This window comes from Ectopseudomonas composti, assembly GCF_001567565.1.
Classification (GTDB): domain Bacteria; phylum Pseudomonadota; class Gammaproteobacteria; order Pseudomonadales; family Pseudomonadaceae; genus Aquipseudomonas; species Aquipseudomonas composti_A.
Genome location: NZ_LSSW01000028.1, coordinates 336634 through 348060, shown reverse-complemented (window position 1 = coordinate 348060; position 11427 = coordinate 336634). Strand labels below are relative to the sequence as shown.

The window sequence follows — 11427 nt, the reverse complement described above, 5'->3', positions numbered from 1 at the left end:
TGACCTATGAGAAGGGGCGTTTCTTGTGGTGATCCCTCGGGGCGTCCTGGGCGTGTTCTGCATACGCCTGCGAGGGACGAGCGGGCGCGCAGAACGCGCCTGCTGACGCCCTTGTAGCACGTCAGATAAACCAAGGTTAAACGTGTCGATTCGGCACTATTTGGAGCATTAGAAAATGGCAGTTAAAGACCAACTCCGGGTAGATCGTGAGTTCAAGAAGACCTCGACCGGTAGGCTGTTTTTCGACAGCATGACTGCTCGGATAACTGACCTTTCCAACGTCCGAATCCTGGCCTGTAGCGTCGATACCGTCCGCCAGTTGTATCGCGGCCTGATCCGCCCGGAAATCATGTGTCTGTTCGACAAGCCAGGGACCATCGTCGATTTCGCTGGCCAGCGCTGGCACTCGGGTCGTGTCAGCAAGGATTCCGGTTACCAGTACAAGCTCCAGAACGCTGACTTGGGGATCATCCTGCTGGTTAAGAACTTCAACGCCAAAATCGAGAACATCGGCCCACACCTGAAAATCGAGGTGTCTCCGCATGCCATCGATCAGTTCTGCCCCGAGCGCCTGCAGGAACGTCTCGACTACTACGCCAGCCACGTCCTGACCAACATTGAGCGCAACCAATGCGCCGTCCACCTCGCTCTAGACCTGCAGGGATGGCAACCGCCCGCTGATCTGGTTGCCCGTATGCACTGCCGCGCACGTGCTGCCCGCGATATTTCCGGCATCAAGGAAATCCAGTGGACCCTGGAGTCTGCCACCTACGGCAAAGGCCAGTCCTACCTGTTTGGCTCCGCTGGTGGCGTGCAGCTGGGTATCTATAACAAGACCGAACAGGCCCGTTCCATCGACAAGCTCGATTATTGGGAAGGCGTCTGGAAACGTCGCGACAGCTTCGACGAAGCCGACCCGGACAACTACAACCCCGAGCAAGACGTGTGGCGGGTAGAGCTGCGTTATCACCACTCGGTTATCCAGCAATTCGCGTCCGGCTCTTTCGACCTGCAGAGCGGCCAGACCATTGAAACCAACAGCTACGCAGCATTCGCACCGCACCTAGACGGCCTGTGGCGCTATGGCCTGCGCCAGTTCAAGTTACTGGCTCGCCCTGGCTACTTCGAACCGATTTGGACGTTGATCCGTGACGACGTGCGCGTGGATCTGCCTGTGGATTCCCTGGTGGACGAAACCGAGTACAAGCGCCAATACAAGACCTCGCGGGGCTTCTCGGGCAAGAACGTCGAGCTATTCCTGGGAAACTTCGTCAGCCTGCTGGCACGGGAGCGAGTGGGCGCTAGAAAGGCTTTCTATCGGCTCAAGGATTGGGAGTGCTGGCCGGTGATCCGCGACCACTATGCCGCTAAAGGCATGGATGAAGACGGGCTGTATAAGCACATTAAGGGCATCCTGGAAGAACGTCATGTTCGTTGGGGGCGTGCTGTATGACGGCCAGGAAAGACGGCAACACCTGGACCGCTGACTTCTACGAAAACGGTCGCTCGGGTCGTCGTATTCGCAAGAAGGGTTTCAAGACCAAGGCCGCAGCCCAGCGCTATGAATCGGAGTTCTTCGCCAGCCTGAACACTACCGGCCGGCCGCTCGATGATCGCCTGTCGGATCTGGTGACGCTCTGGCATGACCTGCACGGCTGCTCGCTCAAAGATGCCAAGCACCGTCTTGCACGCACCCTGGCCACGGTCGAACGCCTCGGCAATCCGATGGCTTCCAACTTCGATGCACTCGCCTGGGCACGCTATCGCCAGACACGCCTCAAGGACGTCAGCCCGCACACCGTCAACCATGAACAGCGCTACCTTTCGGCGGTCTTCTCCGAACTGATCCGCTTGGGTGCCTGGGTCGGCAACAACCCGTTGGCCAAGGTTCGTCAGATCAAAACCGACCAGACCGAGCTGACGTTTCTGACCCTGCAACAGGTTGAACAACTGCTGGAAGAGTGCAAGCGCTCTACCAACAACCATACCTATCCGGTTGCGCTGATCTGCTTGGCCACAGGTGCCCGATGGGATGAGGCGGAATCCCTGCCACGCGGTGCCCTGTTCGGTGGCAAGGCCCACTTTCACCGGACCAAAAACCGCCAGTCCCGGTCGGTGCCGATCCCCAAAGAGGTCGAAGAGATTGCTTTAAAGGTGGGGATGCCGGGGAATGGTCGGCTGTTCATGCCCTGCCGGTCGGCATTCCGATCTGCTTACCAGCGCTGCGGCTTCCACACACCTGGCCAGATGACTCACATCCTCCGGCACACCTTCGCCAGCCATTACATGATGGGCGGTGGTGACATCCTGGGCCTACAACGCATCCTCGGACACTCCACCATCACTATGACCATGCGCTATGCACACTTGTCGCCTGATCATCTGGAATCGGCGCTAAGGCTATCTCCGTTGGCACAGATTGGCGTGAGCATTCATGCTCACTAGGCTTCTGAAAGTGGTATGGCTCAGGTTAATGTGTGTCCTCAATAGACAACCTCTCGAGTCCTACATGGAAAGTAAGATCCCGCTTCCCACAGACAACATCTATAAGTTCTACGCGCTGTTCTCCCTGTTCGTATTCATTTTTTCGCTTGGCGCCCTCCTGTATGTGAACCAAGCGAATAATGATCGTGTCCTGCGCGTCTACCCTGAACTTGCAGCCTTGAAACAAGCAAAAGAGCTCTCACCTCAAGATGAGGTTAGAAAGGTTCTATTAGAGCGTCTTATGGAAGTACAGAAGTCTGATCAGAAGGTTTATAAGTATTCTCTCAGTGCTCTGATCGGCATGGCATTCTGGTCGATGATCTTTGGTTTCTGGCGCTGGCATCGGGACGTACAGCCACGTATCGACGAAGCAAACCGTATTCAGCTAGAGATTTCGAAGCTCCAGCTTGCAAAGCTTCAAGCTGAGATGGCGCCACATGGAAGTGACGTGGACAGGGTGTAGTCACTTCGTAGTCACTACCCCAGAAATGACAAAGGGCTAGCCTAAGCTAACCCTTTGATAAATATGGTGGCTACACCGGGACTTGAACCTGGGACATCAGCATTATGAATGCTGCGCTCTAACCGACTGAGCTATGTAGCCAACGGCGCGCATTGTCCGCGCCTCGCCTACCGCTGTCAACCCCAGTTCATCGATAAATTTACGTTTTATCAAGCGGTTAGACCTCCCTGGTGGCGATGCGCTGAATCGCTCGTTTCTGAGCCTGCGGCTTACCTCGCAACGGCTCGAACGGTGCTTGCGGGGCTGTCGGGCGATGCCGGAAAATCCGCCTCCAGCAGGCTGCAGCGCCGCCGTGCGCTGGCCCATGAACCAGGAGAACACCTTGAGAGCGAGAGACGACTTCGACGATCTGCGGGCCGAGCGTGACATGCCGACACACTACCGCAACGAACCCAACCGCTTCGCCGGGCTGTGGAAGCAGATCGCGATTGGCATCGTCGTCGGCTACAGCGTGCTGGGTATCATCAGCGCAATTGCCTGGGTGCTTATCGCCCAGGTTGCATTGAGTGGCATGTCGATCACGCTGCCTTAACGCCCGCACCACTGCCCTTCACAGGGCACGCCATCATTGTCGCCATCCATCCTGGTGCCTGGGCAGTTGCGCAGAAAGAAGGTGGCTTCGGCGCAGGACGTCATCTGCGAGCAATGGGTGCGACCATCGCAGCGATAGCTGTTGCCGCCCCCCTGAGACGCAGATTGATTTAGCGAGGATGCGGGGCGCCGGCTATCCATCGAGAAGTTGGACGCACCTGGCTGGCTGACCACCGGGTCGTCCATCACCGAACCATCGCTGGCAATATTGCTGATGATCGGGCTGCCAGGCTTGCTCAGATAAAACTGCCAAAAGGCGGCGCCGAGCAGCAGAATGATGATCAGCTTCTTCATTGCACAGTCCCTTGCCTGTTGCGGATGGTTGCCAGTATTGGCTCGCCGCGCGGACAAATCCAGAGCTGAGCATTGGCACTTGCCATCCCCTGCCCGCCTCTTCATCCTGCCCCATTGTTTACCAAACGAGCCCTGCCATGACGCCCATCCAGAATATCGGCCTGGCGCTATTCGTCGTGCTTTCCATCGGTTTTGCCATCGGCCACAAGACCGAGTGCAGCGATGGCCGTGTGGTGGAGACCTATCTCGCCAAAGGGCTGGCCTCGCAGTTGCTCGGGCATGATCTTTGCCAGCAACCCTGAACCCTCGTTAAGGAACGATGTGATGAATAAGCTCGCCTTGCTTGTCAGCTTTGGCTTTCTCGGCGCCTGTGCCAACCTGGGCTCGCAGCCGCCGGTGCCGGTTACCTCGCCAGTGGTGCAGGCCTTTCGTGATATCTGCCTGCAAACGGCGCCGAGTTTTGCCGAAGCGCATCGCATCGCGCGTCAGCACGGCATCACCGAGTTGACCGATATGGGCTTTGCCACCATCGGCTTCAATGCGGACAAGAGCCTGAGCATTCAGGTGAAGGCCAGCCATGAATGCGTGGTGACCAGCGAGCCACAGCAGGATGACAGCCTGACTCGGCAGTTGCTCAGCGCGGCGGCGATCAATGCCGGCACCACGGTGCCGCGCAAGGTGCCGGTGAAGATGATGATCGCCGGGCAGCCGTTCATCCTGATGCACGATCGCGAAGGCGGTGAAGCCTTCGTGATGCTCAAGCCGGAGTAAGGGATCGCCGTAGGGCGGATGACGCTCTTTTCATCCGCCGGGGACGGTGGATCGATGAAGCGTGATCCACCCTGCGCGGCTAGACGCTTTTGCCTGGCCGCGTGGCCAGCAGCAGGCCGCCGAAGATCATCGCGGCGCCCAGCCAGTGATAGACCTGCAGACTCTCGTTCAACAGCACCCAGCCCAATAGCGCGGTGAATACCGGCATCACGTAGTTGGTCAGCGCCGCCTTGGCCGCACCGATCACGCGGATGCCGTGGTTCCAGGCCAGGTAGGCCAGCAGCGAGGCGAATACCGCGGTGTAGGCGACGGCCGAGAGGTTGGCGACGTTGAGCGCCAGATGCGCGCCCTGGCTCAACTCATATAGATAGAAGGGCAGGATCAGCGGCACGCCGAGCAGGATGAACACGCCCAGCAGCGCCAGCGGCGGAATCGGTTGCAGGTACGCCGCCCAGCGCCGCAGCAGCAGCGAATACAACGCCCAGTCGACCACCGCCAGCAACATGATCAGGTCGCCCTGGTTGAACGACAGGCTAGTGATGCGGCTCCACTGGCCGTGACTGATCAATACCGCCAAACCCGCCACGGCCACCAGCATGCCCCACCAGGCGCGGCGCGCCGGCCATTCGTTGAGCAGCAGCCCGGCGCCGATGAAGGTCACCAGCGGTAGGCAGGTGTTGACCAGCGAAATGTTGATCGCCGCGGTGGTCTGCGCTGCGCTATAGAGCAGCGAGTTGTAGCCGGCGATCCCCAGGCCGCCGAGCACCAGCAAACGCCAGCCCGCATGGTAGAGGGCTGCGCGATGACGCCACAGCGGCAGCGCGACGAAGGGCAACAACAGCGCCAACGCCAGGCACCAGCGCCAGAACGACAGGGTGAACGGAGCGATCTCACCGGCGAAGGCGCGCGCCACCAGGGCGTTGCCGGACCAGCAGAGGTTGGCCAGCAGCAGGCCGAACAGCGCCAGCGGGCGCGAGTGATTGAGTGCGTTCATAGGGGCAGCGCCGCACCCGTGGCGCAGCATTCATCCGAGCGGGGGTTGGACGGTTGAGCACGGTCACCGAGCAGGCAGTGCTGAGCGATCATTGCGTAGCTTCCGAATCAGTCGGCTTTGCACCATACGGAGGCAGGCAATGCTTGGCAAGGTTGCGGGCGTGGATGATCGTGGGGCGCCGGCCCAGCTCAGTACACAGCGCAACCGCCATGCAGCTGGACCGGCGCACAGTGCCCCTGCGCGCTAACGCCTGCGCCGCAGCCGGCGACTGAGCAGCCAGAGAATCAGCAGCACGCAGGCGAAGATCACCCCGCTGACGCCCCACTGCAGCGGCCCGGCCAGACGGAACAGCTCGGCCGGATGCAGGCTTGGCGCGCGGATCATGCGCTCTTCGGCCGCCACGCCGGTGGTGGGAATGTCGGCCAGGCCATCGCCGTCGAGATCCGGCAGGCTACGAATGTGGTCGAGCAGCGCCTGCCACTCCTTGAGTTCCTGCACACCTGCCCTGGCCGGGTCCTGGTCGACGATGGCGTCTTCGATACGCGGCAGCGGGCGGCCCTCGGCGTCCTTGGGGATTACGTCGAGCAGGCCCTGGGTCAACTCCGGCACCAGCCAGGTGAAGCTGCCGACGTAACTGGTGGCGCCGATGCTGTAGAGGCGCGTGTCGTCGAGGTCCAGATCGCGGTAGCCGTTGACCGCATCACCAATCTCGATACGACTGACGCGGTCGAACGGCACGCGCCAGGGGTTGTAGGTGAAACGCACGCCGGCAACCCGCGGGTAGTAGCTCTGGCTGTCGCGCAGTTGATAGGCGAGCAGCAGCACCTCCAGCAGCGATTTGATTTCGCGCGCGCTGACGTAGGCCTTGATCATCGGGTAACCGGGCTCGTCGTCGAACTCACCGATGCCCAGCGGGGCGATGCGGAACAGGTCAGAGACGTCCTGCACGCCATTGCGGCCCTTGAGCAGGTCGTCGCGAATGGTGCCGTTGCCGGTGAAGGCCAGGTCGGCATCCACCGCGTGACGCAGCGCATCGGTCACAAGGTTGGCCAGGGTCTGATCGGTGAAATCGCGGCCCAGGCTCTGCTCGACCTTGGCCAGCGGCTGGTCGAAACGGTAGCCCTTGGGCGTGAGCATGCGCTCGCTGACCACCTGTTTGAAACCTTCCACCCTGGTGGTGATGACGGCGTCGCCAACGATACTGTCGTTGACCGGATGCAGGCGGTAGTCACGCACGCGCGGCACGCCGTCGTCGCCGAGGATCATGCGCAGTTCGCCGAGGTACTGGATTTCCGAACCGGCCTGCACCACCGGGGTGTGTCCGCCCACCAGCACCGGCTGCGGCAGGGCCACATGCGAGTGACCGCCGACGACAATGTCGATACCTGGCACCTGCTCGACCAGCTCCACGTCCTCGCCGCGCCAGCTGCCATCGGCCTGCTGGGTGACGCCCATGTGCGACAGCAGGATGACCACTTCGGCGCCCTCCTCGCGCAGCTTGGCCACGGTTTCCCTGGCGGTGGCGACCGGGTCGGCGAAGGTCAGCGGCTTGATCATCGGGCTGACTGCCACGGCGTCGTTGCCGAGCAGCCCGAACAGGCCGAAACGGATGCCACCGCGCTCGATCAGCTTGTACGGCAGGATGCGCCCGGCCTCGACGTGCGCCTGAAGACTGTCGTCGGCCTTGCTGGCCGGATCGAAGCGCATGTTGCTCGACAGCAACGGCACCAGAGCGTCGCCCTTGGCCTTGTGCGCGGCGCTGATCATCGCTGCCAGGCCTGCCGGACGAAAATCGAACTCGTGGTTGCCGATCACCGCGGCGTCATAGCCCAGCTCGCTCATCAGGCGCAATTCGCTGCCCATCTCGCGGGCGATGGTGTGAAACAGCGTGCCCATGGTGAAGTCGCCGCCATCGAGCAGCAGCACAGGTTCTACACCAGCTGCGGCGCGGCGCGCCTTCAATAACGTGGCCAGGCGTGCGACACCGCCGACGGTATCGTCATCGTTCGCCGTTGCCGGGGTGTATTCGTTGTTGGGGCCAAAACCGAGCAGGCGCGACTGCCAGTCGTTGCTGTGCAGGATGGTGAAACTGCGCTCGGCGGCAACCAGCGGCGTGGCGGCCAGCAGGCCGGCGAGCAGGAGTGAGGGGAACAGGCGCATGGACGGTCCTTGACGATGACTGCGCACAGTATGGAGCAGGCCATGACGCCCGACAGCGACCAATCGAGACGCCGTTTGTCGCCAATCGAGTCAGGCATTGATTGCTCCAGATCACCCCCAAGCCAGACGGAGGGACTAGGCTGTAATCAGGACAGCGAAGTGGAGAAGAGCCATGGACCACTATCACCTGATGCTGATGCTGCTGATCGGCGGCTTTCTGTTGCTGGGCGTCGGCTTCAACTTTCGCGAGCACGAATGGGGCGTCCGCGTGCTGGGCCTGGGCGTATTGCTGATGCTGGTGCCGATAGCCCTGCGGGTACACCTGGCGCTGGCGTAGGCAGCGCTCGTGCCGACGCAGGATGCGCCGGGCGACTTAAGCCCTAGGGTTTCTGCCAGCGCTCGGCGGCGCTCTGGTCACTGCTGCGACCCTCGACCCAGCGCGGGCCTTCGCGGGTGTCTTCCTTCTTCCAGAACGGCGCGCGGGTCTTCAGATAATCCATGATGAAGTTGCAGGCATCGAACGATGCCTGCCGATGGGCGCTGCTGGTGCCGACGAAGACGATGGGCTCGCCCGGCTCCAGGCGACCGATACGGTGGATGATCTCGATGCCCAACAGCGGCCAGCGCTCACGCGCATCGTCGGCGATCTTGGCCAGGGCTTTCTCGGTCATGCCGGGGAAGTGCTCGAGGAACATGCCACCGACTTCGCGGCCGTCATTGAAATCCCGCACGTAGCCGACGAAGGTGACTACCGCGCCGATACCAAGATTGGCGGCATGCAGGGCGTTGAGTTCGGTACCGGGGTCGAAGGGTTGGGCCTGGACGCGGATGGTCATGCGATATGTCCGTTCGGTAGTGCTTTGGAGCGGTGGGCTAAAACGGAACGCCGCCCGGCCCACCCTACGGTGTCACTGATCTGTGGGAGGGGCTGCAGCCGCGACAACGAACGCGGAGCAGCGGCTGACAGCATCATCAACCACCGGTCACGGTGGGGAAGAAGGCCACTTCATCGCCTTCTTCCAGCGGCTCGTCGAGGCTGCACAGCTCCTGGTTGCGCGCGCACATCAGGTTCTGCTCGCCCAGCACCTCCCATTCGCCGCCACGGGCGACCAGGTGCAGGCGCAGGTCGTCGAGGGTGGCGAAGTCGCCGCTGAGTTGTTCGTCGTCACGGCCCAGGGTTTCACGGTAACGGGCGAAATACTGCACGCGGATCATGCTTGCTCCTCCAGCTTGTAATGACCGCTCTTGCCGCCGAGTTTCTCCAGCAGGCGCACCTGCTCGATGACCATGCCGCGATCCACGGCCTTGCACATGTCATAGATGGTCAGCGCGGCGACGCTGGCGGCCGTCAGTGCTTCCATCTCGACACCGGTTTGCCCGGACAGTTTGCAGCGCGCGGTGATATGCACGGCATCGTCGCCTTCCGCGCGCAGCTCGACCTTGACTCCGGTGAGCATCAGCGGATGGCACAGCGGGATCAGATCGCTGGTTTTCTTCGCGGCCTGGATGCCGGCGATACGCGCCACGGCGAACACGTCGCCCTTGGGGTGCTCGTCGGCGACGATCATCTGCAGGGTGGCCGGCAGCATGCGCACGCGTGCTTCGGCAGTGGCTTCGCGGAAGGTGGTCGCCTTGTCAGTGACGTCGACCATGTGCGCGCGGCCTTGGGAATCGAGGTGGGTCAGCACGGGAAAGCTCCTGGCGGGAATCGGCTGATTGTAAACCCGCGAGTCAGGGTATGGCAGGCATAAAAAGATGCCGCGGCGCATGCCGACACCCACCTTGTTTCTGTAGGAGCGGCTTCAGCCGGGATAATCGCGGATAAATCCGCGCCTGCACGGTGTACGACAATTGACCCGGATATAGATGCAGAAACGCCCCTGCTCTTGCGAGCAGGGGCGCGAGTGCTTATACGCCTGATGGGTGGGTTACATGTGGGTTTCCGCGTACTCCGCGAGGATCGAGCGCGGCACGCCTTGCAGGGTGATGTGCACGCCGTGCGGGAAGTCCTTGAAGCGTTCGGTCAGGTAGGTCAGGCCCGAGCTGGGCGCCGACAGGTAGGGAGTGTCGATCTGCGCCAAGTTGCCCAGGCACACCACCTTCGAGCCGTTGCCGGCACGGGTGATGATGGTCTTCATCTGGTGCGGGGTGAGGTTCTGGCATTCGTCGATGAGGATCAGGCTCTGCTGGAAGCTGCGCCCGCGGATGTAGTTGAGCGATTTGAACTGCAGCGGCACCTTCTGCAGGATGTAGTCGACGCTGCCGTGGGTGCTCTCGTCCTCCATATGCAGCGCTTCGAGGTTGTCGGTAATCGCGCCGAGCCAGGGCTCCATCTTCTCCGCCTCGGTGCCAGGCAGGAAACCGATTTCCTGATCCAGCCCCTGCACACTGCGAGTGGCGATGATGCGCCGGTAGCGCTTGCTGACCATGGTCTGCTCGATGGCCGCGGCCAGCGCCAGAATGGTCTTGCCGGAGCCGGCTGCGCCGGACAGGTTGACCAGATGGATGTCCGGGTCGAGCAGCGCGAACAGCGCCAGCGCCTGATGGATGTCGCGCGGCTTCAGGCCCCAGGCTTCCTGATGCAGCAGCGGCTCCTGGTGCATATCGAGGATCACCAGCTCGTCACCCTTGATCGCCTTGATCCAGCCAACGAAGCCTTGCTCGTCGAGAATGAACTCGTTGACGTGAACGGCCGGCAGGTTGTCGGTCAGTTGCACGCGGTGCCAGGTGCGGCCGTGGTCCTGACGGGTGTCGACCTTGCTCACGCGATCCCAGAACGAGCCGGGCATGTCGTGATACCCCTTCGACAGCAGCGAGACGTCATCGACCAGTTGGTCGGTGTGGTAGTCCTCGGCGTCGATACCACAAGCGCGCGCCTTCAGGCGCATGTTGATGTCCTTGGTCACCAACACCACGGACAGCCCAGGGTTGCGGGTTTTCAGCTCCACCAGCTGGTTGATGATCTTGTTGTCGTTGAGGTTCTCCGGCAGCCAGGTCACCGGCGCCGCGCTTTTGCTCATGAGAATGGAAAGACGACCGCAAGGGCCGCTCTTGCCGCGCTGGATGGGTACCCCGTACTCGACGTCCTCGGGTTCGGCACCTGCGAGAATCTGATCGATCAGGCGGATGGCCTGACGACACTCGGCGGCGACGCCGTGCTTGCCAGACTTCAGTTTGTCGAGTTCCTCCAACACCGTCATCGGGATGGCGACGTGGTGTTCTTCGAAGTTGAGCAAGGCGTTGGGATCGTGGATCAGAACATTGGTGTCGAGGGCGTAGAGGGTTGGAGCGGTGGGCTTGGAGCGTCCGTGGTCATCCATACTCGGTCACCTTCTTGTAGTAGCCAGGCGACGCAATACCTGAGCGGTGCTGCGCCGGACAGAGACCGCCGACTTTTTCAGGTCGGGGCCGAAAGGTGGCAAGCAAGGTGAGGGCCAATGGCCGCCACCTGTCTGCAGGTTTCGGCGGTCTTGCTTTTTTATTACTCCAATTCACATGACAGAAAAACGTTTTTTTTCCGACAAACAGGTTTATTTGCGAAGGCGACAGATAGTGCTTGGCGTGCTGCCAGCACCCCGTTACAGTCCGAAGTCCTACCTGCTGCAATTCG

General features: G+C 61.4%; 14 protein-coding genes and 1 tRNA gene. 7 read left to right on the top strand and 8 right to left on the bottom strand.

Features of this window, described 5'->3' with window-relative positions:
- Positions 1–175 precede the first annotated feature (175 nt).
- From PCLY_RS16395 to PCLY_RS16385, 3 genes are all read left to right on the top strand, one after another.
- Positions 176–1453 carry a hypothetical protein gene (locus PCLY_RS16395; RefSeq protein ID WP_061240694.1) on the top strand — a complete coding sequence of 426 codons (1278 nt, stop codon included), beginning with the start codon at positions 176–178 and terminating at the stop codon, positions 1451–1453.
- Positions 1450–2445, top strand: coding sequence for a phage integrase (locus tag PCLY_RS16390; RefSeq protein ID WP_061240693.1), 996 nt, complete (start codon positions 1450–1452; stop codon positions 2443–2445). Before PCLY_RS16395 ends, PCLY_RS16390 begins: the two co-directional genes overlap by 4 nt.
- A 64-nt stretch (positions 2446–2509) precedes the next feature.
- Positions 2510–2947, top strand: coding sequence for a hypothetical protein (locus PCLY_RS16385; protein ID WP_156458612.1), 438 nt, complete (start codon positions 2510–2512; stop codon positions 2945–2947).
- Between the two features lie 64 nt (positions 2948–3011).
- On the opposite strand, the gene PCLY_RS16380 is transcribed toward PCLY_RS16385, so the two are convergent.
- A tRNA-Met gene (locus tag PCLY_RS16380) sits at positions 3012–3088 on the bottom strand.
- Positions 3089–3311: 223 nt separating this feature from the next.
- On the opposite strand from PCLY_RS16380, the gene PCLY_RS16375 reads away from it, so the two are divergent.
- Positions 3312–3539 (top strand): hypothetical protein, encoded by a 228-nt coding sequence (locus tag PCLY_RS16375; RefSeq protein ID WP_061240711.1) that lies wholly within the window; start codon positions 3312–3314, stop codon positions 3537–3539.
- Here the strand turns inward: PCLY_RS16375 and PCLY_RS16370 are convergent.
- Entirely contained in the window at positions 3536–3892 is a 357-nt protein-coding gene (locus PCLY_RS16370) for an excalibur calcium-binding domain-containing protein (RefSeq protein WP_061240691.1), read from the bottom strand. The two genes, PCLY_RS16375 and PCLY_RS16370, sit on opposite strands and share 4 nt — an antisense overlap.
- Positions 3893–4029: 137 nt before the next feature.
- Between PCLY_RS16370 and PCLY_RS25055 the strand changes: the two genes are divergently transcribed.
- Complete coding sequence (locus tag PCLY_RS25055; RefSeq protein WP_178096055.1) at positions 4030–4194, top strand: hypothetical protein; 165 nt, start codon at positions 4030–4032, stop codon at positions 4192–4194.
- Between the two features lie 22 nt (positions 4195–4216).
- Positions 4217–4663, top strand: coding sequence for a hypothetical protein (locus PCLY_RS16365; RefSeq protein ID WP_061240690.1), 447 nt, complete (start codon positions 4217–4219; stop codon positions 4661–4663).
- A gap of 79 nt (positions 4664–4742) precedes the next feature.
- Here the strand turns inward: PCLY_RS16365 and PCLY_RS16360 are convergent, their stop codons facing one another.
- Both PCLY_RS16360 and PCLY_RS16355 read right to left on the bottom strand, forming a co-directional pair.
- Complete coding sequence (locus PCLY_RS16360) at positions 4743–5657, bottom strand: DMT family transporter (RefSeq protein WP_061240689.1); 915 nt, start codon at positions 5655–5657, stop codon at positions 4743–4745.
- A gap of 243 nt (positions 5658–5900) precedes the next feature.
- Complete coding sequence (locus PCLY_RS16355; protein WP_061240688.1) at positions 5901–7817, bottom strand: bifunctional metallophosphatase/5'-nucleotidase; 1917 nt, start codon at positions 7815–7817, stop codon at positions 5901–5903.
- 172 nt (positions 7818–7989) lie between these two features.
- On the opposite strand from PCLY_RS16355, the gene PCLY_RS25050 reads away from it, so the two are divergent.
- On the top strand, positions 7990–8154 hold the full coding sequence (locus PCLY_RS25050) for a hypothetical protein (RefSeq protein ID WP_003459472.1): 165 nt from the start codon (positions 7990–7992) through the stop codon (positions 8152–8154).
- Positions 8155–8197: 43 nt separating this feature from the next.
- Here the strand turns inward: PCLY_RS25050 and moaE are convergent, their stop codons facing one another.
- From moaE to PCLY_RS16335, 4 genes are all read right to left on the bottom strand, one after another.
- Positions 8198–8653, bottom strand: coding sequence for a molybdopterin synthase catalytic subunit MoaE (moaE, locus tag PCLY_RS16350; protein WP_061240687.1), 456 nt, complete (start codon positions 8651–8653; stop codon positions 8198–8200).
- Positions 8654–8789: 136 nt separating this feature from the next.
- Positions 8790–9032, bottom strand: a complete 243-nt coding sequence (locus tag PCLY_RS16345) for a MoaD/ThiS family protein (RefSeq protein WP_061240686.1) — start codon at positions 9030–9032, stop codon at positions 8790–8792.
- Positions 9029–9505, bottom strand: coding sequence for a cyclic pyranopterin monophosphate synthase MoaC (gene moaC / locus PCLY_RS16340; RefSeq protein WP_061240685.1), 477 nt, complete (start codon positions 9503–9505; stop codon positions 9029–9031). Before moaC ends, PCLY_RS16345 begins: the two co-directional genes overlap by 4 nt.
- Positions 9506–9745: 240 nt before the next feature.
- On the bottom strand, positions 9746–11137 hold the full coding sequence (locus PCLY_RS16335; protein WP_061240684.1) for a PhoH family protein: 1392 nt from the start codon (positions 11135–11137) through the stop codon (positions 9746–9748).
- Positions 11138–11427: the final 290 nt, after the last annotated feature.

Excerpts from the sequence above, each read along its gene's own strand:
- PCLY_RS16360 (WP_061240689.1), bottom strand. The coding sequence starts at position 5,657 with ATGAACGCACTCAATCACTCGCGCCCGCTGGCGCTGTTCGGCCTGCTG.
- PCLY_RS16375 (WP_061240711.1), top strand. The coding sequence starts at position 3,312 with ATGAACCAGGAGAACACCTTGAGAGCGAGAGACGACTTCGACGATCTG.
- PCLY_RS25055 (WP_178096055.1), top strand. The coding sequence starts at position 4,030 with ATGACGCCCATCCAGAATATCGGCCTGGCGCTATTCGTCGTGCTTTCC.
- PCLY_RS16385 (WP_156458612.1), top strand. The coding sequence starts at position 2,510 with ATGGAAAGTAAGATCCCGCTTCCCACAGACAACATCTATAAGTTCTAC.
- PCLY_RS16355 (WP_061240688.1), bottom strand. The coding sequence starts at position 7,817 with ATGCGCCTGTTCCCCTCACTCCTGCTCGCCGGCCTGCTGGCCGCCACG.
- PCLY_RS16335 (WP_061240684.1), bottom strand. The coding sequence starts at position 11,137 with ATGGATGACCACGGACGCTCCAAGCCCACCGCTCCAACCCTCTACGCC.
- PCLY_RS25050 (WP_003459472.1), top strand. The coding sequence starts at position 7,990 with ATGGACCACTATCACCTGATGCTGATGCTGCTGATCGGCGGCTTTCTG.
- PCLY_RS16365 (WP_061240690.1), top strand. The coding sequence starts at position 4,217 with ATGAATAAGCTCGCCTTGCTTGTCAGCTTTGGCTTTCTCGGCGCCTGT.
- moaE (WP_061240687.1), bottom strand. The coding sequence starts at position 8,653 with ATGACCATCCGCGTCCAGGCCCAACCCTTCGACCCCGGTACCGAACTC.
- PCLY_RS16345 (WP_061240686.1), bottom strand. The coding sequence starts at position 9,032 with ATGATCCGCGTGCAGTATTTCGCCCGTTACCGTGAAACCCTGGGCCGT.
- PCLY_RS16370 (WP_061240691.1), bottom strand. The coding sequence starts at position 3,892 with ATGAAGAAGCTGATCATCATTCTGCTGCTCGGCGCCGCCTTTTGGCAG.
- PCLY_RS16395 (WP_061240694.1), top strand. The coding sequence starts at position 176 with ATGGCAGTTAAAGACCAACTCCGGGTAGATCGTGAGTTCAAGAAGACC.
- PCLY_RS16390 (WP_061240693.1), top strand. The coding sequence starts at position 1,450 with ATGACGGCCAGGAAAGACGGCAACACCTGGACCGCTGACTTCTACGAA.